The sequence below is a fragment of the Desulfobaccales bacterium genome (genome assembly GCA_041648175.1).
Taxonomy (GTDB): Bacteria; Desulfobacterota; Desulfobaccia; order Desulfobaccales; family 0-14-0-80-60-11; genus 0-14-0-80-60-11.
The window spans coordinates 37,705-55,454 of sequence record JBAZPO010000019.1; the positions used below are offsets into that span (position 1 = coordinate 37,705).

Below are 17,750 nucleotides of genomic sequence, written 5' to 3' on the forward strand. Positions count from 1 at the left end.
GGAAGAGCGCAAGAAAAGGGTCTTGGGCCTTGAACTATTTGCTTAAAATCATGTCTTTAATGCCGGGGTTCCGATGAGGCGTTTTGGGCCTCGATCTGGGCTTGGGTCAGGCCGAAGCGGCGGTCCCGGTTCCGGTAGGATTCCAGGGCCTTCTTGAACTCGTCTTCCCGGAAGTCGGGCCACAGGGTCTCGGTGACATAGAGTTCGGTGTAGGCCGACTGCCAGAGGAGAAAGTTGCTCAAACGGTATTCGCCGCTGGTGCGGATGAGGAGGTCCGGGTCGGGCATCCCGGCAGTATAGAGGTAGCAGGAGAATAGGGCGGCGTCGATGTCTTCGGGCTTGAGGCGTCCGGCCACCAGGTCTTGGGCCAGGGTCTTGACGGCATGGAGGATTTCGCTGCGCCCACCGTAGCTCACGGCCAGGGTCAGGACCATCTTGGCGCCGTGGGCGGTGGCCGCGATGGTCTGTTCCAGGTCCCGCAGGACCTTATCCGGCAATTGCTTCAGGTTGCCGATGGCCTTGAGGGCAATCTGGTTGTCCCGCATCTCAGCCAGTTCCCGGCGTAGATAGGTCCGCATCAAGGCCATCAAGACCCGGATTTCCATGGCGGGGCGCTGCCAGTTTTCTTCGGAGAAGGCAAACAGGGTGAGATAAGAAATGCCCAGATTGCGGGCCAGGCGGGTCACCACCCGGACCGATTCCATACCGGCCACGTGACCCCTGACCCGCATCAAGCCGCGGCGCTGGGCCCAGCGGCCATTGCCATCCATGATGATGGCCACGTGACGGGGGAGGTTGCCGGGGCTTAGAGGGTTGGAATTCTTACTCAACGCTGCTCTCCGGCCCTTTAAAAGGACATGATCTCCTTTTCTTTGTCGGCTCCCTGGGCTTCCGCTTTCCTGATATATTCGTCGGTGATTTTCTGGACCTCTTCGGTGCCGCGGTGAGCGTCATCCTCGGCCAGGAGCTTTTCCTTCTTCATATCCTTGAAATCCTCGTTGGCTTCCCGGCGGACGTTGCGCAAGGCCACCTTGGCCTCTTCCTCCATCTTCTTCACCATTTTCGCCAGTTCCTTCCGGCGTTCGGTGGTGAGGGCGGGAATGGGCAGGCGGATGATCTTGCCGTCGTTGGCGGGGTTCAGGCCCAGGTCGGATTTGAGGATGGCTTTTTCGATATCTCCCATGACGGAGGTATCCCAGGGCTGGATGGTGAGCAGCCGACTCTCCGGGGCCGCCAGGGAAGCCACCTGGGCCAGGGGCATGGAAGTTCCGTAGCAGTCTACCTTGATGCCTTCCAGCAGGGCCACGGAGGCCCGGCCGGTACGCACCCGGGAGAGGTCCCGGGCCATGACTTCAAGGACCTTGTCCATCTTACGCTTGGTTTCGGCAAGAACCTCATCTTTCATCGGGGCGCTTCTCCACAATGGTGCCCAAGCCTTCTCCGAGCACCACTTTTCTCATATTTCCCGGCTCCAGCATTTTGAAGACGATGATCGGGATATTCTGCTCCATGGCCATGGTGATGGCGGTGCTGTCCATAACCCGGAGGGATTTTTCCAGAACGTCGAAATAGGTGAGGCGAGGGATCATTTTCGCCTGGGGGTCTTTTTCCGGGTCGGCGTCATAGATGCCCGCCACGCGGGTGCCTTTCAGGATGGCATGGGCCCCGATCTCGGTGGCTCGGAGGGCTGCGGCGGTATCCGTGGTGAAATACGGGCTGCCGGTGCCGGCCCCGAACACCACGATGCGGCCTTTTTCCAAGTGCCGCATGGCCCGGCGGCGAATATAGGGCTCAGCCACCTCGTTCATGGTGATGGCGCTCATCACCCGGGTGGTTATGCCGCTTTTTTCCAGGGCGTCTTGCAGCGCCAGGGCATTGATGACCGTAGCCAGCATACCCATATTATCGGCTACGGCCCGGTCGATCCCCTGGGTGCTGGCCTCCAGCCCCCGGAAGATATTGCCGCCGCCCACTACCACGCCGACTTCCACGCCCAGATCCACCACCGCTTTAATCTCCTGGGCGATGGCCTTAAGGGTGGCGGGGTCCAGGCCGAATTTCTTCTCCCCGGCCAGGCTCTCGCCGCTCACTTTGAGGAGGATACGGCGATATTTAACGGTCTCCGGCGGCATGGGGCACCTCTTATACCGTTTGTCAAAAGTGTAATTTGGGGCGCAGGCTAAAGCCTGCGCCTGCACAGGCGAGACGCCTGTGCCACCATTCTACTCGGCGCCCACCTGGTAGCGGGTGAAGCGTTTGATTTTAAGGTCCTTGCCGCCCAGCTTGGCGCCCACTTCTTTGAGGAACTGGGTCACGGTGAGGTCGGGGTTCTTCACGAAGGTTTGCTCCGCCAGGCAGACTTCTTTATAGAATTTCTCCAAGCGGCCCACCACCATCTTCTCGATGATATTTTCGGGCTTGCCGCTGTCTTTGGCCTGGGCTTCGTAAATGGCCTTTTCCTTGGCGATGAGTTCCGGCGAGATTTCTTCCCGGCCCACGGCCACCGGTGAGGTGGCGGCCACCTGCATAGCCAGATCCTTGGCCGCGGCTTGAGCCTCGGGCGCGGTGGTGCCGCCGCTCAACTCCAGCATGACGCCGATTTTGCTGCCATGGTGGATGTACGCGACCACCAGATCACCCTGATAGCGGGTAAAGTGCCGAATCCGGATGGCCTCCCCGGTCTTGGCGATGGTCTCGTTGAGGTAATCGGTCACCGAAAGCTTGGGATCATGGGGGCAGGGCTGGGTCAACAGCTCGTCCACGGTCTGAAGCGCCACTGCGGCCAGGTGCTCGGTCAACCTGGCGCCCAATTCACAAAAAGCCGGGGTCTTGGCGACAAAATCCGTTTCGCAGTTGACCTCCATCAGGGTGCCGGACTTATGATCCGGGGAGATGGCAGCCCAGATGGCGCCCTCGGAGGTAGTCCGGTCGGCCCGTTTGGAAGCCACGGCCAGACCCTTCTGGCGCAGGTAGGCCACCGCCGCCTCCAGGTCACCGCCGGTTTCTTTCAAAGCCTTTTTGCAATCCATCATCCCCGCGTCGGTCTTGGCGCGCAGGGTTTTTACCAGTTCAGCTGTAATTTCCAACGTCGTGCCTCCTTAATCCCCCTAAATCACGTTAGCCCATGAGGGACTGAAGTTTCCAACCTTTAAAGAAGGCGGATTCAACAGACGCCCCCCTTGTGGAAAGGGGGGTTGGGGGAATTTCTCTGCCGATCTTGTCCCTCGACAGGTGAATTTTATATTCATCGCCAAAAGTTTTTTCTTATTAACCCCTCACCCTGACCCACAAGGGGAGAGGGGAATAAGAGGAAATAACTTCTGGCAATCGTTATATATGTCGAAGTGCGGGCTAGGCTTCCGGCGCCTCGGCTACTTCCGGGGCCGGGGCTGCTTCGGCCGGCATCTCGGCCTCCGCTTCGGCCAACTCCTTGTCGGTGATGGCCTGGCGGCGTTCCTCGGCCAGCTTCTTGCCCTCCAACGCCGCATCGGCTACCCGGGAGGTGAGCAGACGAATGGCGCGGATGGCGTCGTCGTTACCCGGAATGGGATAATCGATTTCCGTGGGGTCGCAGTTGCTGTCCACGATGGCCAAGAGCGAGACGCCCGTTTTGCGGCCTTCCGCCACCGCGATGTCTTCCTTGCGGGGGTCCACAACATAGACGATATCCGGCAGGCGGCCCATATTTTTGATGCCGCCCAGGGAACGTTCCAGCTTGGCGGCCTTCTTTTCCATCACGAGGACTTCTTTCTTGGGGAAGCGCTTTAAGGTCCCATCTTCTTTCATGGCCTCGAACTCTTTAAGGCGGGCGATGGAACGGCTGATGGTCTGAAAGTTGGTGAGCATGCCCCCGAGCCAACGATGGTTAACATAGAACATGCCGCAGCGCGTCGCCTCTTCCTTGATGGCGTCCTGGGCCTGTTTCTTGGTGCCCACGAACAAGACGATGCCGCCGTTGGCGACGGTTTCGATCACGTAATTGTAGGCGACTTTAAAAAACTGGACGGTTTTTTGCAGGTCGATGATGTGGATGCCGTTCCGGGCGCCGAAGATGTAAGGACCCATCTTGGGGTTCCAGCGGCGGGTCTGGTGGCCGAAGTGGACCCCGGCTTCCAGCAATTCCTTCATGGTGACGTATGACATACTTCCTCCTGGTTTGGTCCGCCGCACCGTGGCCAGCGGGGCCACCGGCCAATTATGGTCGGCACCAGCCCGCCCTCACCGTGCGTGAGAATTTTTCAAATCATATTTTTATAACAAAATAGTCGAATTTTGACAAGGGTTTTTGGGAGGAATTCGAATTGGCAAGGTTATGAAAGGTAGGGCCATATCAGTCCAGCGATAGATCTGGAGCAAGTTTCGAAGTATCTGGCTGGCTTGACATTCGAGTTATAGCTCTTAACTTTATTGAAAAAATTTGGAAGTAATGCTGTTATTCTGCGTTGATAAACTCATCTAAGACGGATAAGTTGCATGAATGCAGTGCAGACGCGTTTGAAGGCCCAGAGAACCTTTATGGACGTACGTAGAAAAAGACATATACAAAAGGAGGGAAAACATGAAATTCATCCACATCAGTGATCTTCATTTTCATCGGGATGAAAGAGACAATGAAGATGCAATAATTCTGCTTCAATTTATTAAGCAACATTACCCGGAACATAAACTCATTGTAACGGGTGATATTTCCGACGATGGCCATGAGGAACAATTTGACCGGGCTTATGAAGCCTTGGAACCTTTTAAAGATGATATCTTTATCGCCCCCGGAAACCATGATTTTGGGGCAGCAGGGAATTTCTATAGTAGAGAGCGGGCAGAGCGGTTTGACGAGATGCTTAGCCTCCCTTTACAACAAGGCGGAACCTTTACAGGAGACCTCACACCAGTAGTCAATTTTATCACGGATGAACACGATAAAATAATGCTGATCGCCCTGGACAGCAACCTGGAGACTGACCACCCTTTTGATTTTGCTTGTGGTGAGGTAGGAGAGAGGCAACTGTCCTTTTTGAATACAATTCTCCTGGACCCATTTCTGTCTGATAGGACAAAAATCTTGTTTTTCCATCACCATCCGTTCATACATAATGACCCTTTTTTGGAATTAAAAGATGCGCGGGAATTGATCCGCACTATCTATCAAAGGGTTGATATTGTATGTTTCGGCCACAAACATGCTTCAGAATTATGGAAAAACATTAATGGCATACAATATTTCTTAGCTTCAGACAATTCACCCGGCAAAGATTGGGCTAGGGAAATCGATATTACGCAAGGGGTTATAACCGTAAAAGACATCCCAATTAGCTCAACTGCAGCATAAAATAGGCTACGTAGGCGCTCTCGCATGAGGTTCAATGAGCTGAGGGTGGCTATCATACAGGAGATTTGCGCCGAGGTCTCAAGTGGCGCATCAGGGTTTAAGCGGCGGGTCAGTTGCACTCGCGGGTTTTTTCCCAAACAGCCAACCAGTGATAAAAGTCAAAAAGGTGCCTATCAACAAAAGCCAGGTCCAGCCCAGCGGGACTATGGCTTTCTCGGAAAGAATCAACAGCACCAGCATACCCAGGGCGGAGGCAGTCATGGCGACGACATTGATCCGGTTGCAGCGCCTTGTGGTCAAAAGGCCCAGAAGAAAAACTCCCAGCAGAGAGCCGTAGGTGACCCCGCCGATTTTAAAGGCGAGCCAGAGAAATTTCTCAAAATAGCTGAAAAAGTAGGCGATGAACCCTAAGATAATGCCGAAAACAACCACGCAGAGCCGGGAAATTAAGAGATAGTGGCGTTCAGTTCCCGACTTATTAATCACCGGGCGATAGATGTCCGTGACAAATGAAGAGGTCAGGGAACCTAAGGGTGAGTCAATGCTCGCCATGACAATGGCTGCGAGCATCAGCCCGCGCATCACAGGGGGCATGGTCTGCTCGATAAAATGGGGAAAAATTTTGTCCAATTTGCCCGGTAGAGCCAGCCCGGGATGCTGAACATAGAAGGCGTAAAGGCAAGCGCCAATAAACAGGAAGAGCATCATTACCAGAAAGGAGCCGATGGGGGTCATAAGCATGGTTTTTTGGCTGGCTTTTCTGGTTTCCACGGTGAGAAGCCGCTGCATAATCTCCTGATCAGTCCCAAAGGCCGCCATTGAGCCAAAAAACCCGTTCAAAGTTGCCAGCACCAAGAGATTGGGGTCCGTGAACAGGCTCTTCAAAAATACCGGCAGTCCGGCTTCCGCCAGGGAGGGGCCCCAGTTGAAGATTTTCAGTTTTCCGGCGCTGCCGGCAATGGCGACTACGGCCGCGGCGCCGCCGTCAATGTGAGTGAGCAGGAAGGCGATCGCGACTACTCCCGCAACGGTGAAGGTCAGGGCTTGCACCACATTGGTCCAGACTACCGCCTTGATCCCGCCCCAGGCGATATAGAGAATGCAGATGACGGAAAAAAGCAGGATAGTCGGCATGATGGACCAGCCGATTAGGATGCTGACCGCCAAACAAGCGACCATAAGCCGCACACCGGAAGCCAACAGACGCGTGATGAAAAACAGGATCGAGCCGGCGATTTGGGTTGCCGGTCCGAAGCGATAATTTAAAAATTCATAGATGGAGGTGCAGTTATAGCGGTAAAAAGCCGGGATAAACAGAAAGGCGATGACGATCCGGGCCAGAAAAGAGCCGATAAAAAACTGGGCATATTCCCAGTTTTCCATGTAAGCGACCGCGGGGACCGCAATGAGGGTGATTGCGCTGATTTCGGTGGCAACAAAGGAAAGGCAGGCCGCCCACCAGGGGATGGTTCTGCCGCCCAGGAAAAAGTCATTGGTGGATTTTTCTTCTCTGCCACAATAAAGGCCGACAAAAATCAACAGCACCAGCAGCGCGGAAAGAACAGAGTAATCCTGCCAGGTTAAACTGCTGCCGCTTACAAAAAAGGTTTGAATTTCCATAAAGATCCAGGCTATCGTATCAAAAAATTATTTGCATGGTTAAAATGAAAGTACCATGAAATTAGAAGAATTAGTGGGTGAACGTCTGGTCATCGGCATTCCCGGAACCGAAATCACACCTGAGATTGTCCGTCAATTTCAGGAGTTGCATGCGGGCGGGCTAATTCTCTATCGGAGAAATTTTAACTCCCCCCAGCAGCTCAAAAAGCTGATTGGTGATCTGGAAGAGGCTCTGGGCCGAAGGTTGCTCGTGACCGTGGACCATGAAGGCGGGCGGGTCATCATGTTCAGGGACGGCATTACCGTGTTCCCGGATAATCTGGCGGTGGGCGGCGCAGGCAAAGTTGACTATGCCAGACAGCAGGGCGAAATCGAGGCCAAAGAGCTGAGAAGACTGGGGGTGGATGTGAATCTGGCGCCGGTACTGGATGTTTTGACCGACGCCTACAGCCCGAATATCGGCATACGGTCCTACGGCAAGGAGTGGCGAATGGTGGCAGAGCTGGGCGCGGCGCGGATTGCCGCCATGCAACAGGGGCGACTCTCAGCCTGCGCCAAGCATTTTCCCGGCAAGGGTCATGCACCCGTGGATGCCCATCTGGAGTTGCCGGTCATCAATTCCACCTGGCAAGAGATGGAAGCGCTCCATCTTAAACCTTTCGTAAAAGCGATTGATATCGGGATTGATCTGGTTATGTCGTCGCATCCTTACTACCCCAAACTTGATCCTTATCCAAAAATGATCGCCACTTTTTCCAGGAGAATTATTTACGATTACCTGAGAAGCGAGCTAGGTTTTAAGGGTGTCATAACCAGCGACGATCTGGAGATGGGCGCGGTCAAGGTGCTCTGCCCTATCGGGGAAGCAGGGATTTTAGCCGCGAAGGCGGGACATGATCTGCTCTTGGTCTGTCATACCCCTCAGGGTCAGAAAGAAGTTTACGAAAAACTTCTGGAGGCCTATAAGGGTCAGCTTCTATCCCTGCAAGAACTGGAGGCGAGCGTCGACCGGATCCGGAGATTGAAGTCAAAGAGAAAACAAAGATTTGCGGGAGGAGAACCCGGCGCCGAACCGGCAGGGGCCGGCCTGGCGGCGCAAATCTGCCGTGAAACCGTGGTGGTTCTGCAAGATGAGAGAAAATTACTGCCGCTTAAGAGCGGCGAAAAAAGTATCGGGGTTATCTTTCCGCAATTTTCCCGGCTCGATGCCAACGTCATGATTGAAAAGGAAGTCTTAGATGAGCAAGAGTTCATGCGGAGAGAGTTTCAGAAGTTTGGTTGTGCTCCCGAGATTCAACTGGTCTCCTTTGAGCCGACGGAGGCAGAAATTCAGCAGGCCGTGACCCTGGCAAAGCACTCAGACCTGACCATCCTCTTCTGTTTTGATGCGCATCTCTATCCCGACAATAAATATCTGCTGGACGCGATCCAGGCTGCCGCCAAAGACTTGGTGGTTGACCTTTTGCGCGACCCTGATGATGCGGAATTTATAAGGAAAGATGCAGCCTGCCTGACCGATTTCGGCTGGCGAGCCTGCCAGATCAAGGCTGCCATTGAAAAAATGTGCTCTTCTCCTCTTCTTTGAGGGGGGAGGGCGGGAGCCTGGAAGCTAGGTACTGAAGGCTTGGCACACACTTGCAAGCGCTTAGTTAGTCAAGGTTTGGCCGGTTCGAGATAAAGTGCGCTCTTTTGTGGCTGCGCAGAACCTGGCGGCAGTCTCTAAAAAGTAAGTCGGTCCTAGCGGATTGTTTAAAATCATTGGCCTGGGGCTTCCTTTACAAACTCAGCAACCCAGTTTTTGACAATCAAGAAAGGATACTTTTCAAGAATGCCAAAATGCGGTAGGTTTTTAACCTTGAATTTTGTAAAAATCGGAGATGAAATCCCACAAAGAAACTTTGTGACATTTAATATTGAGTGATGCTCTCCCATAAGTTCATTAAATCCTTTGGTAAGGTTGCCAAAGTTGAACGAGTCAAAAGCCTTTAATTTAGTTGTATATTGAATAACAGCTTTACCATTTTTACAAAATGAACAATGTCCGCAGCGCTCTTTATCAATAAGTTCACCAAAGTATAGGGCAAGCCGTTTGCTGATACAAGAGGAACTTTCGAAAAAAATAAGCATATTATGAATTCTTTGGATCTCATGGTGTTCCTTATTTTCGAAGAGATCGCATAACGTTCTGCACACCTCATCTATATGAAAATCGCGAGCTATGATCTCGTAGATTTCTATTGCTTGTCTGGAGTGAAGATCAATCCAGCCTTTTTCATTGAAATACTCTAATGCAGTAATAACGCGTTGTCGATCTGCCGTATCATAATTTTGGATGATTTTCGGTATATTAACATAGGTCCAAAGCTTTTTTGTAATAGAATTATTGAGAATAACCCTAACAAAATCTTGCTTTTCTCCCTGAAACTTATCTATTATAACTGAAGGGTCAGTCTGATATTTGAAGCTGTATTCGTCAAAGCGGGTGTATTTGGGACGGATAATACCAGCCATATCGAGATAAACAAGTAAGGTCTTGAGTGGAAGAATCCTAATATTCAACTCATTAGAAAGTGCGGTTATTTTAGTTTCCCAGATATTACCTTGGTGATATTGTATTTTTTGTAGTAATTTATGAACCGCCTGCGCTTCCGGCGTATCGCCATAAATAAAATTCTCCAATACGCTAATATTATCTCTATTTACCATAACTTCGCAAAATGCGGATTTATCGTCCCTGCCTGAACGTCCGATTTCTTGACTATAATTTTCAATTGATTTCGGTAAATCATAATGAATGACTCGCCGGATATCCTTCTTATCTATTCCCATTCCAAAAGCAATAGTTGCAACTACGCAATCCAGTTTTCCAGCTAAAAATTCATTCTGGATCCGTTCCCTTGCCTCAGTGGGCATTCCAGCGTGATATGGAAAAGCATTAATGCCATTTGCCCGCAGAAAATCTGCAACATGTTCAGCAGTTTTTTGCAGAGTTACATAAACTATCGTCGGGGCCTTTTGATCTTCGTGAATTCGTTGCAAAAGATGTGTATCCTTTTGAGATTCTATAGTTGGCGTAACCTGTAAGAAAAGGTTGTGACGATAAAATCCGGTAACAATGATATTTTTTCTAGGAATTTTGAATTTAGAACACATGTCGTCAATAACCTGCTCTGTTGCAGTCGCAGTTAATAATAGGACCTGTCCAATATTAAATTCTTTCTGATGCATAGGTAACTTTAAATATTCAGGACGAAAATTGTGTCCCCATTCTGAAATGCAATGGGCTTCATCAACGACAAGTAGCGATATCTTCATTCTTTGCAGATGGGAACGAAAACGTTCATTTTTGAAACGTTCAGCTGAAATCATCAGTATTTTTAATTCGCCGTTGTTAGCTCTTTCAAAAATGAGATCAGAATCATTCTTACTAAGGGTGGAATCAAGGCGCGCAGCAGGAATTTTATTGATCACTAAAAAGTCTATTTGATCTTTCATAAGAGCGAGTAATGGAGAAACCACTAAGGTCAGATGAGGTAGGATCATTGCGGGGAGTTGATAGCAGAGGGATTTTCCAGCGCCGGTTGGAAAAATTGCCGCAGCGGATTGTTGGGCTACTATTTTGGAAATGACTTCTCTTTGCCCAGTTTTAAACGAATTGAATCCGAAATATTTCTGTAATTCCTTTTCCAGCATGGTCACTCCAGTTTAAGCTCGCGTTAAATTGTCATCATTTTTTGCGGAATATAATTCGAAATACATTTATCATCTTTGTCGACCGTACCGATAATAAAATCAATCAAATTATAGCAATCTTGGTTTCCAGTCCGATATTTATTCTGTGAATCAAGAAGCAACCGAAAAGCGGTGCTATCCTCTAAAAGGTGTGATGGAGGGCGGTACGGTGTCGGCGGCTTCCTGGTCTGTCGGCGTAAAGCCAAAGTGGCGCAGGTCCGGGTTTCGCCAGAGGATCACCCCGGCCACCAGCGCGGCAATGACGGCTCCACCGGCAATGGTGGGGCCGGCCCCCACAAAGTGGGCCGCACCACCGTATGCAATACTGCCGATGGGTGCGAAGCCCATGACGATGAGTCCGAAGAGGCTCATGAGACGGCCGCGCAGCTCATCCGGCACATTGAGTTGCAGAAGGCTGTTGCCGGTGGAAAGTTGGGTCACCATGCCGAACCCGGACAGAGCGATGCAGCCCAGGGCCGCGTAATAGTTGCGGCAAAGGCCCAGGCCCAGGAGCCCCAAGAGAAACAAGCCCTGGCCCGCCAGAAAGGAGGGCATGGGGGGGCGCCGTTGCAGGCGCCGGGCCAGGGTGAGGCCGCCCAGGAAGGCCCCCACACCGCTCATGGCCATGAGGAGCCCGAAGCCCCGGGGGCCCACTCCCAGGGTGTCCCGGGCCAGGATGGGGAGGAGCACGAAGTAGGGCATGGCGAGCACCGCAACTGTGGTCATGAGCAGGAGAATGAGCTTCAGTTCCCGCCGTTCCAGCAGGTAATCCAGAAGCTCCTTCCAGGCATGCAGAAAGGGCTTCCAGGGCGCGATGTCGTTTCGGGGCAGTTTCATCAGCATCAGGGCCAGGAGCACTGCCAGGAAACTGGCGGCGTTCAGGAAGAAGCAGTTGGCCATGCCCACCGCGGCGATGATTACGCCGCCCACCGCGGGTCCCGCCACCCGGGTGGCATTGAAGAGGGTGGAGTTGAGGGCGATGGCGTTGGGCAGATCGGGTTTGCCCACCAGGTCAACGATAAAGGCCTGGCGCACCGGGATGTCGAAGGCCATAGCCGTGCCCGACAGGAACACCAGAATGCACAGCATCCAGACCTTGACCATGTTGACCTCAACCAGGACCCCCAAGACCAGGGCCAGGAGCATAAGGACGGCCTGGGTGATGAACAATAATTTGAGCTTGGAGGCGTGATCGGCCACCACCCCGCCCAAAAACGAAAAAAGCAGCACCGGCAGGGTCTGAAGGGCGCCCACCAGGCCCAGGTAGAACGGAGAGTTGGTGAGCAACAGAACCAGCCAGCTAAAGGCTACGGACTGCATCCAAGAGCCCGTGAGGGAGATCATCTGGCCGCCATAAAACAGCTGGAAATTGCGGTGGCGCAGGGCCGCAAAGGTGGGAAACCGCACTGGGTTCATCTCGCCTCCCACGGGGCGGTGGGCTGGGCGGGGCTGGCGCCAGCGGCCATATCGGGGTCAGGGGTAAGCATAATCAGGTAAGGCAGCTCATTGTAGTTCAGGTTGGCGAAGCTCGACATGATTGTGGGCCGCAGTCGATAAGTAATGATATTTATTTTAGAAAAAGCCTGGGACTTCTGCAATGGGGTCCCCCTGGGCTCTCATCGCCCAGGCCCGGTGCGGGCCGCCGGCCGGTGAGTCCGGGCTTGACAACTGACCGAGCCCGGCCCTATATACATAACATTATATACTCAATATCTAAGACGTGGAGATGTGGGAATGTTTGCTTTGAGACACCTGATAGAAGCTCTGGCCTCAATTATAGACCTGGCCTTGAATATCTACATGTGGGTGATCATTGCCCGGGCCATCCTGTCCTGGGTCAACCCTGATCCTTATAACCCCATTGTTAGATTCCTTTATAATATCACCGAACCGGTCATGGGTTGGGTGCGGCGCCGGGTGCCTCTGATCTTCGGCGGCCTGGATCTCTCTCCCATACTGATCCTGATTGCTATCGTTTTTCTGCGGCGCTTCCTGGTTATGACCTTATGGGATCTGGCCCAGCGCATCGGCTGAACCTGGATTGAGCGCATGACCAGCTTCTTTATGCCGACCGCCAAGGGCTATGTCCTGCGCCTGACGGTGGTGCCCGGGGCCCAGCGCACCCAGGTGATGGGCCTGTACGGCGACCGCCTCAAAGTGCGCCTGGCCGCACCCCCGGAAAAGGGCGCAGCCAACCAGGAACTCATTGCCTTCCTGGCCAAGGTCCTGGATCTCCCCAAGAGTTCCCTCAAACTCACTGGCGGCGGCCAAAGCCGCACCAAAGTGGTGGCCGTGTACGATCTCTCCCCCGACTTGGGGGAACGCCTGGATCGCCTGGTGCCAGAGCCCCGGTAAAGCTACTGTTTGCAAGGTCAACATCCGCGGCTGTCCTTGACAACGCGGGACTGGATGATAACAATTATGGGCACAATGTGATCTACCGCCAACTTCAATCCTAAGGGGCTCGTGGTCGCTTCGGGATGACGAACTATTATGAGATTTTGGAGGTCTTGCGAGAGGCCACCCAGGAGGAGATTAAAACCGCTTACCGGCGGCTGGCCCTCCAGTATCATCCGGACAAAAACCCGGGCGATCAAGCCGCGGAAGATAAATTTAAACGAGTTTCCCAAGCTTACCAGGTTCTGGCCGATTTGGAAAAACGCCAGCTTTACGACCTTTACGGCGATGCCGGCTTGGCGGGGCTGGACTTGGGGGGCGTTAACGGGTTTGAGGAAATTTTCAGTTCTTTTGGGGAAGCCTTCGAAGATTTCTTCAATTTCGGCCGTACCCGGGAGCAACCGGAGCAGCCCCAACCCGGGGCCGACCTGCGGCAGCGAGTGGTGCTGGCCCTGGAAGAGGTCGTCCGGGGCCTGAGCACCAGCCTGACCGTGGAACGGCGCGTCGCGTGCCGACGGTGCGGCGGCAGCGGCACGGAACCCGGTAGTCAGCCTCAGATATGCCCTCGCTGTCAGGGGGAAGGGCAGGTGAGCCAGTCTAAGGGGCTCTTGAAGGTTTTCAACACCTGCCCGGACTGCCAGGGGGCCGGCACGGTTATCAGTTCTCCCTGTTCCGTCTGCCAGGGCAATGGGGTGATCAAGGAAAAGAAGCAGATTCAAGTGCGCATCCCGCCCGGGGTGGATTCGGGCACCCGCCTGCGCCTCCGGGGGGAAGGGGAAGCAGGGTCCTTTGGTGCGCCGCCGGGGGACCTCTACCTGGAAATTTATGTCACCCCTCACCCCATCTTTACCCGGAAAGGCAAAGACCTTTATTACCGGGCGCAAATTTCTTTCATAGAGGCCGCCCTGGGCACCGAGGTCGAAGTACCCACCATGACGTCCCAAACCCTTCTGCAGATCCCACCCGGTACTCAGCCTGGGGCCACCTTCCGCATTCCGGGTCTCGGTTTGCCCGGTCTGCGGGGCAAAGCTCCGGGTGATCTGGTAGTCGTGGTGGACCTCCAAACCCCCACCCAACTCACCGATCTGCAAAAGCAACTCCTGAGGGAATTCCTCAGGCTGCAAGATAACGGGGAGTTAAACGGGGTAAAGGGGATGAGAGCCTAGGGACTCAACCGGCCGGCATGCCGCGCGAGGTTCCGCCACCTGACCGACTCATGAAAGGGCTCACGTGGTTGTATAAAATTTAGGATAGTGCCTTGCCGAGCCAGGTTTCCTGACCAAAATCCCCCTAATGCAGTATAATCTCGATTAATCATGAAAGTCCTGCTGATTCAACCCACTGGCTTTAAGGAAAACGGCCGCTTGGACCGCCGCAAAGGACGCTGGCTGCTGGGCATGACCCTGCCGTACGTGGCAGCCCTGACTCCGCCGGATATTCGGGTGGAGATCAAGGATGACATGCTGGAGGACATCACCTTCCGGGAAGACTGCGACCTGGTGGGCCTTACCTGTATGTCCCATCAGGCCCCCCGGGCTTATCAACTGGCCGCGGGGTTCCGCCGCCGCGGTATTCCCGTGGTGATGGGCGGTTTTCATGCCACCCTGGCCCCGGATGAATGCCAGGAACATGTCGATGCCCTGGTGTTGGGGGAAGCCGAGGCAACCTGGCCGCGGCTCCTTCAGGATTTCCAGGCCGGACGGTTACAGCCCCGCTACCAGGCCGAGAAACTCTCGGACCTGAAGAACCTGCCGGTGCCCCGCTATGACCTGCTGGATCTCAAGCGCTACAAGGTCTGGAACATCCCTTCCCAGACGACCCGGGGGTGCCCCTATAACTGCAGTTATTGTGAGGTCACCCAGGTCTACGGCGGCAAGTTCCGGCATCGCCCCGTGGACGAAGTGATCCACGAAATCAAGGAAATCAAACGCCTTACCGACAGCGGTTTTATCTACTTCGTGGATGACAACTTTGTGGCCAATCGCCGCCACGCCCTTGAGGTCATGGAGCGCCTCATCCCGCTGAAGATGGTTTACGGGTGCCTGGCTACGGCCAACGTTGGGGATGACCCTGAGGTGTTGGATCTCCTGGCCCGCAGCGGCTGCCAACATGTGAACATCGGCATGGAGTCCATCAGCCCGGACAGCCTCAAGGCCATCAACAAGAAGCAGAATAAGATTAAGGATTATGAACGGCAGTTCAAGGCTTTGCGGGACCGGGGCATTGGCTTTTCGATCAACGTCATGTTCGGGCTGGATGGCGACGGGCCGGAGATCTTCGATACCACAGTGGATTTCCTCAACCACGTCAAGGCTCCGGCCGCGTTCATGTTCATCCTGGCCCCCCGGCCCGGCACCAAGGTGCAATCGCAATTACTCCAGGAAGGGCGCATCTTCGATCACGACTGGACCCATTACACCGGTTTCCAAGTGGTTTACCACCCCAAGCATATGACGGCCCGGGAACTGCAAGAAGGCTACTGGCGCGCTAACCGGCGGTACTATTCGCCCCTGGGCATGCTCAAGCGCTTCCACCGGTCGCCCTACGCCTTCAATATGCTGGTCTTCAACCTCTATTTCGCCTGGGCCGTGCGCCGCCGCTTTCAGCCGTTGAATTATTATTTTTGAGGGGAGGGGAGGGCCGGTAATCAGTGATCAGTGATCAGTAGTCTCGGTAATCAGTGATCTTCTATAATAAAAGTGTCTGTTTGTTCCTGAATTATAAAAATATCCTGTCTACAGAATGAGGGGGCTTTTGCCATCATGACATTGAGCATTCGCCCGATTTCTTGTAGCTGCATGTCTAATATTCCCTTTTCCTCCTTCGCCAGATATCCACAAGAGGTGGCAACATCAAGCCAATGTTGGGTTTTCCATTTGTTCTGCATCGGCGTCTGTTAACTTACTGATAAAATATTTTTCATAACGCCGTTTTCCCCAGGCCTCCGCGATTTATGCCCCTATGGACCTAGAGGCTCTTCTTATCTGATCGGTAAGAGAATATATCTCTTCTTTGAGAAAATTCTTCGACATTTCGAAGATTCTTTTTGCTACTTCAAGAGCTTTACGATAAACCAGCAAATCTCTGAAACTGCGAGCGTGACGGGCATTATTCATTATTCTCTCTCTTGTGCCACCAATCCTTGACCATTTAACAATAACACTGATTACTGATTACTGATCACTGATTACCCCGCCCTTCCCTCAAAAACTCTCAAGCATATTTCAAATTCTCCGCCTCCAGAGTCCGGATGCGGTCTCGCAAGGTGGCGGCGCGCTCAAATTCCTGTTTTTTGGCCGCGGCCTGCATCTCTTTTTTCAGGCGTTTGATGGTGGCGGGGATATTCTCCGCCAGGTAAGGCATCTGTTCTTCCGCGGCCATGGGCACGGTGACGTAATCGGCTTCGTACACCGAGGCCAGGACGTCTTTGATTGTGCTCTGGATGGTTTCCGGAGTGATGCCGTGCTCCTGGTTATAGGCTTCCTGGAGGAGCCGCCGCCGCTTGGTTTCGTCGATGGCCGCGGCCATGGATGGGGTCACGCGGTCGGCATAAAACAGAACCTGCCCATTAACGTGCCGGGCGGCCCGTCCGCAGGTCTGGATGAGTGAACGCTCGGAGCGCAGGAAGCCTTCTTTATCCGCATCCAGGATAGCCACCAGCGAGACTTCCGGCAGGTCCAGCCCCTCCCGGAGCAGGTTGATGCCCACCAGCACGTCGAAGACCCCCAGGCGTAAATCACGAATGATCTCCATGCGTTCCAGGGTGGTGATGTCGGAATGGAGATACCGGACTCTGAGGCCCAGGTCCTGGTAATACTCCGTGAGGTCTTCGGCCATGCGTTTGGTCAGGGTGGTGACCAGCACCCGCTCGCCTTTGGCCAGCCGGGCCCGGAGTTCTCCCAGGAGATCGTCCACCTGGTTGGCCGCGGGTTTGACCACGATCCAGGGGTCCATGAGACCGGTGGGGCGCACGATCTGCTGCACGATCCGGCCTTCAGCCTGCTTGACTTCATAGGGACCGGGGGTGGCGGAGACATAGATAAGCTGGTGCACCCGGGTCTTGAACTCCTCGAAGTTGAGCGGCCGGTTGTCCAGGGCCGACGGCAGGCGGAAACCGTAATCCACCAGGGTCCGCTTGCGGGACTGGTCGCCCCGATACATGCCCTGAAGCTGGGGAATGGTAATGTGGGACTCGTCGATGACCACCAGGGACTCCCGGGGCAGGTAATCCAGGAGGGTAGGGGGGGGCTCCCCCGGAGACCGGCCCGTAAGATGGCGGGAATAGTTCTCGATGCCGTGGCAGAAGCCCAACTCCTTCATCATCTCCAGGTCGAAACGGGTGCGCTCCTCTAAACGCTGGGCTTCCAGGAGCTTGCCCTGCTCCCGGAACCAATCCAGGCGTTCCCCCAACTCCGCTTCGATGGCGGACATGGCCTGGCGGCGCACCAGGTCCGGGGTGACGTAGTGGGAGGCGGGGTAAATGGTCACGCGCTTGAGCTGCCGCAAGACCTTGCCCCGCAAGGGATCGATCTCACGGATGGCCTCCACTGTGTCGCCCCAAAACTCTATCCGGATGGCCCGGTCCTCTTCGTAGGCCGGAAAGATTTCCACCCGGTCGCCCCGGACCCGAAACGTGCCGCGATGGAAATCAATGTCATTGCGCTCGTACAAGATT

16 protein-coding genes are annotated in these 17,750 nt (G+C 54.0%); 6 read left to right on the forward strand and 10 right to left on the reverse strand.

Going from position 1 to position 17,750, the window contains the following annotated elements; translation table 11 throughout:
• Window positions 1–56: 56 nt before the first annotated feature.
• From WC600_15650 to rpsB, 5 genes are all read right to left on the reverse strand, one after another.
• On the reverse strand, window positions 57–830 hold the full coding sequence (locus WC600_15650; GenBank protein MFA4904167.1) for an isoprenyl transferase: 774 nt from the start codon (window positions 828–830) through the stop codon (window positions 57–59).
• A 17-nt stretch (window positions 831–847) separates the two neighbouring features.
• A complete protein-coding gene (gene frr / locus WC600_15655) occupies window positions 848–1,405 on the reverse strand; it encodes a ribosome recycling factor (protein MFA4904168.1) in 558 nt (185 codons plus the stop codon).
• A complete protein-coding gene (pyrH, locus tag WC600_15660) occupies window positions 1,395–2,132 on the reverse strand; it encodes a UMP kinase (protein MFA4904169.1) in 738 nt (245 codons plus the stop codon). The genes frr and pyrH overlap by 11 nt, the downstream gene beginning before the upstream one ends.
• Before the next feature lie 90 nt (window positions 2,133–2,222).
• Window positions 2,223–3,086 (reverse strand): translation elongation factor Ts, encoded by an 864-nt coding sequence (gene tsf, locus WC600_15665; protein ID MFA4904170.1) that lies wholly within the window; start codon window positions 3,084–3,086, stop codon window positions 2,223–2,225.
• A 265-nt stretch (window positions 3,087–3,351) separates the two neighbouring features.
• A complete protein-coding gene (gene rpsB / locus WC600_15670; protein MFA4904171.1) occupies window positions 3,352–4,143 on the reverse strand; it encodes a 30S ribosomal protein S2 in 792 nt (263 codons plus the stop codon).
• 415 nt (window positions 4,144–4,558) lie between these two features.
• Between rpsB and WC600_15675 the strand changes: the two genes are divergently transcribed.
• Entirely contained in the window at window positions 4,559–5,326 is a 768-nt protein-coding gene (locus WC600_15675; protein ID MFA4904172.1) for a metallophosphoesterase, read from the forward strand.
• Between the two features lie 90 nt (window positions 5,327–5,416).
• Here the strand turns inward: WC600_15675 and WC600_15680 are convergent, their stop codons facing one another.
• Window positions 5,417–6,946: a sodium/solute symporter gene (locus tag WC600_15680; protein MFA4904173.1), complete on the reverse strand. Its 1,530-nt coding sequence runs from the start codon at window positions 6,944–6,946 to the stop codon at window positions 5,417–5,419.
• A gap of 55 nt (window positions 6,947–7,001) precedes the next feature.
• Between WC600_15680 and nagZ the strand changes: the two genes are divergently transcribed.
• On the forward strand, window positions 7,002–8,531 hold the full coding sequence (nagZ, locus tag WC600_15685; protein MFA4904174.1) for a beta-N-acetylhexosaminidase: 1,530 nt from the start codon (window positions 7,002–7,004) through the stop codon (window positions 8,529–8,531).
• A 170-nt stretch (window positions 8,532–8,701) separates the two neighbouring features.
• On the opposite strand, the gene WC600_15690 is transcribed toward nagZ, so the two are convergent.
• Both WC600_15690 and WC600_15695 read right to left on the reverse strand, forming a co-directional pair.
• Window positions 8,702–10,639 (reverse strand): RecQ family ATP-dependent DNA helicase, encoded by a 1,938-nt coding sequence (locus WC600_15690; GenBank protein ID MFA4904175.1) that lies wholly within the window; start codon window positions 10,637–10,639, stop codon window positions 8,702–8,704.
• Between the two features lie 174 nt (window positions 10,640–10,813).
• Window positions 10,814–12,094, reverse strand: coding sequence for an MFS transporter (locus tag WC600_15695; protein MFA4904176.1), 1,281 nt, complete (start codon window positions 12,092–12,094; stop codon window positions 10,814–10,816).
• A gap of 318 nt (window positions 12,095–12,412) precedes the next feature.
• Here WC600_15695 and WC600_15700 point away from each other — a divergent pair, with 318 nt between their 5' ends.
• The 4 genes from WC600_15700 (at window position 12,413) to WC600_15715 (ending at window position 15,702) form a co-directional block, all read left to right on the forward strand.
• Window positions 12,413–12,712 carry a YggT family protein gene (locus WC600_15700; protein MFA4904177.1) on the forward strand — a complete coding sequence of 100 codons (300 nt, stop codon included), beginning with the start codon at window positions 12,413–12,415 and terminating at the stop codon, window positions 12,710–12,712.
• Between the two features lie 15 nt (window positions 12,713–12,727).
• Window positions 12,728–13,033: a DUF167 domain-containing protein gene (locus WC600_15705; protein ID MFA4904178.1), complete on the forward strand. Its 306-nt coding sequence runs from the start codon at window positions 12,728–12,730 to the stop codon at window positions 13,031–13,033.
• A gap of 125 nt (window positions 13,034–13,158) precedes the next feature.
• Window positions 13,159–14,241, forward strand: a complete 1,083-nt coding sequence (gene dnaJ, locus WC600_15710; GenBank protein MFA4904179.1) for a molecular chaperone DnaJ — start codon at window positions 13,159–13,161, stop codon at window positions 14,239–14,241.
• A gap of 150 nt (window positions 14,242–14,391) precedes the next feature.
• A complete protein-coding gene (locus tag WC600_15715; protein ID MFA4904180.1) occupies window positions 14,392–15,702 on the forward strand; it encodes a radical SAM protein in 1,311 nt (436 codons plus the stop codon).
• A gap of 50 nt (window positions 15,703–15,752) precedes the next feature.
• On the opposite strand, the gene WC600_15720 is transcribed toward WC600_15715, so the two are convergent.
• Together WC600_15720 and uvrB are read right to left on the reverse strand one after the other, a co-directional pair.
• Window positions 15,753–15,962 (reverse strand): hypothetical protein, encoded by a 210-nt coding sequence (locus tag WC600_15720; GenBank protein ID MFA4904181.1) that lies wholly within the window; start codon window positions 15,960–15,962, stop codon window positions 15,753–15,755.
• A 326-nt stretch (window positions 15,963–16,288) separates the two neighbouring features.
• Window positions 16,289–17,750, reverse strand: a 1,462-nt coding sequence (gene uvrB, locus WC600_15725; protein MFA4904182.1) for an excinuclease ABC subunit UvrB, incomplete at its 5' end; no start/stop codon positions are given.

Coding starts and splice junctions, on each gene's coding strand:
- WC600_15680 (MFA4904173.1), bottom strand. CDS start 6,946: ATGGAAATTCAAACCTTTTTTGTAAGCGGCAGCAGTTTAACCTGGCAG.
- frr (MFA4904168.1), bottom strand. CDS start 1,405: ATGAAAGATGAGGTTCTTGCCGAAACCAAGCGTAAGATGGACAAGGTC.
- pyrH (MFA4904169.1), bottom strand. CDS start 2,132: ATGCCGCCGGAGACCGTTAAATATCGCCGTATCCTCCTCAAAGTGAGC.
- WC600_15700 (MFA4904177.1), top strand. CDS start 12,413: ATGTTTGCTTTGAGACACCTGATAGAAGCTCTGGCCTCAATTATAGAC.
- nagZ (MFA4904174.1), top strand. CDS start 7,002: ATGAAATTAGAAGAATTAGTGGGTGAACGTCTGGTCATCGGCATTCCC.
- rpsB (MFA4904171.1), bottom strand. CDS start 4,143: ATGTCATACGTCACCATGAAGGAATTGCTGGAAGCCGGGGTCCACTTC.
- WC600_15690 (MFA4904175.1), bottom strand. CDS start 10,639: ATGCTGGAAAAGGAATTACAGAAATATTTCGGATTCAATTCGTTTAAA.
- dnaJ (MFA4904179.1), top strand. CDS start 13,159: ATGACGAACTATTATGAGATTTTGGAGGTCTTGCGAGAGGCCACCCAG.
- WC600_15715 (MFA4904180.1), top strand. CDS start 14,392: ATGAAAGTCCTGCTGATTCAACCCACTGGCTTTAAGGAAAACGGCCGC.
- WC600_15675 (MFA4904172.1), top strand. CDS start 4,559: ATGAAATTCATCCACATCAGTGATCTTCATTTTCATCGGGATGAAAGA.
- WC600_15695 (MFA4904176.1), bottom strand. CDS start 12,094: ATGAACCCAGTGCGGTTTCCCACCTTTGCGGCCCTGCGCCACCGCAAT.
- WC600_15720 (MFA4904181.1), bottom strand. CDS start 15,962: ATGCAGAACAAATGGAAAACCCAACATTGGCTTGATGTTGCCACCTCT.
- WC600_15705 (MFA4904178.1), top strand. CDS start 12,728: ATGACCAGCTTCTTTATGCCGACCGCCAAGGGCTATGTCCTGCGCCTG.